The sequence below is a fragment of the Pseudomonadota bacterium genome (assembly GCA_034660915.1).
Lineage (GTDB): Bacteria > Desulfobacterota > Anaeroferrophillalia > Anaeroferrophillales > Anaeroferrophillaceae > DQWO01.
The window spans coordinates 10,796-12,807 of the sequence record JAYEKE010000118.1 but is presented as its reverse complement, the minus strand read 5'-3'; the positions used below and the strand labels follow the sequence as shown (position 1 = coordinate 12,807).

Below are 2,012 nucleotides of genomic sequence, written 5' to 3'. Positions count from 1 at the left end.
CACTGGGATTGCCAATCGGGGCTTTCTGGGCGGTACTTTTTGGTTGCTTGTGCGGTATTATGATTGGTTTGGTAACCGAATATTATACGTCTGCCGCACCCATTAGAAAAATTGCCGAAGCCAGTCTAACCGGTCCGGGTACCAATATCATTACCGGCCTGGCTGTAGGTTTGGAAAGTTGTGCCATCCCTGTTCTGCTCATATGTGCCGCCATTTTTGGTGGTTATAAATTGATTGGCCTCTATGGCATCGGGATTGCTGCTGTCGGCATGCTGTCAACGGTTGGTGTAACTATGTCCGTTGATGCCTATGGTCCCATAGCTGATAATGCCGGTGGAATTTCTGAAATGGCCGGGCTGGGTGAAGAAACCCGGAAAATCACTGATGGACTGGATGCTTTGGGTAATACTACCGCGGCGATTGGTAAGGGATTTGCCATTGGTTCTGCCGCCCTGACTGCCTTGGCTCTTTTTGCCGCCTACAGTTCAGCGGTTGGGCTTGAAGTCATCAACCTGACCAACCCCATGGTGGTTATTGGTTTGTTTATTGGTGGGATCGTTCCCTTCCTCGTTGGTGCCATGACCATGTCTTCCGTGGGTAAGGCGGCCTTTGCGATGGTTGAAGAAGTCAGGCGGCAGTTCCGTGAAATTCCTGGAATTATGGAAGGAACCGGCAAACCGGAATATAGTAAATGCGTTGATATCAGTACGGCAGCTTCCTTGAAAGAGATGATTATCCCGGGATTGACGGCGGTTATTACCCCGCTTTTGGTGGGATTCCTGCTCGGCGCAGAGGCTTTGGGCGGCATGTTGGCCGGCGCGACCCTGACCGGCGTTTTCATGGCTCTTTTTATGTCTAATGCCGGCGGTGCCTGGGATAACGCCAAAAAACACATTGAGTCCGGTAACTTTGGCGGTAAAGGTTCCGATGCTCATAAAGCGGCGGTTACCGGGGATACGGTTGGTGATCCTTTCAAGGATACCTCTGGTCCTTCAATGAACATCCTGATCAAACTGATGTCCATTGTCTCTCTGGTTATAGCTCCTTTGTTGGTTGTTATGTAATTTGTTATACTGATGGGTGAAAGTAAGGGGCCGGCTTTTTATGCCGGCCCTTTTTTTTCAACCTTGACAGATAGCGGATCGGTGCGTTACATATTCCATGCAATGGTTGGCTTCAGGATAATCGCTTGTTCCTGGAGAGCAGTGTTATTTAAATTATTTTCAGATTTTTCAAGGTGAAAAAATGTCAGGTCATAACAAGTGGAGTTCCATTAAACATCGTAAAGGGGCGGTAGATGCCAAACGCGGAAAGATATTTACCAAGCTGATCAAAGAGATTACGGTAGCGGCTCGCCAGGGTGGGGGTGATCTCGACGCCAATCCCCGGCTACGCACGGCTATTGCGGCAGCCAAAGCTGTTAATATGCCCAAAGATAACATTGAGCGTTCTATCAAACGGGGTACGGGAGAGCTTGAAGGTGTTTCCTATGAAGAACTGTTTTATGAAGGTTATGGGCCGGGAGGGGTAGCGGTGATGGTCGATATCCTGACTGATAACCGCAATCGTACAGCGGCTGACATCAGGCATATTTTCAACAAAGGCAACGGAAATCTTGGAGAAAACGGCTGTGTTGCCTGGATGTTTGATACTAAAGGTCTGATTGTTTTTGAAAAAGAGAATATCGGTGAAGAGGAGCTTTTTAATCTGGCCCTGGAAGCTGGTGCTGATGATGTGGAAGAAATTGCGGAGGATGGTATCTTTGAAGTAATTACTACTCCGGAAAGCTTTGAAGCGGTGAAACAGGCTTTTGATGAAAAAGGATGGTCATATGCGTCGGCGGAGGTTACAAAAATTCCTCAAAACACCATCAAGCTTGAAGGGAAAGCTGCGGAACAGATGTTGCGGTTGATGGAAAAGCTGGAGGATTCTGATGATGTCCAGAATGTTTACGCCAATTTTGATATCGATATGGAATTAATTGAACAGCTGCAGGGATAAAGTCTTTTATC

General features: G+C 47.6%; 2 protein-coding genes. Both read left to right on the top strand.

Annotated elements, in window-relative coordinates:
* Window positions 1-1,064, top strand: a 1,064-nt coding sequence (locus tag U9P07_07305; GenBank protein ID MEA2109210.1) for a sodium-translocating pyrophosphatase, incomplete at its 5' end; no start/stop codon positions are given.
* A 181-nt stretch (window positions 1,065-1,245) separates the two neighbouring features.
* On the top strand, window positions 1,246-2,001 hold the full coding sequence (locus U9P07_07300) for a YebC/PmpR family DNA-binding transcriptional regulator (GenBank protein ID MEA2109209.1): 756 nt from the start codon (window positions 1,246-1,248) through the stop codon (window positions 1,999-2,001).
* Window positions 2,002-2,012 lie beyond the last annotated feature (11 nt).

Excerpts from the sequence above, each read along its gene's own strand:
- U9P07_07300 (MEA2109209.1), top strand. The coding sequence starts at position 1,246 with ATGTCAGGTCATAACAAGTGGAGTTCCATTAAACATCGTAAAGGGGCG.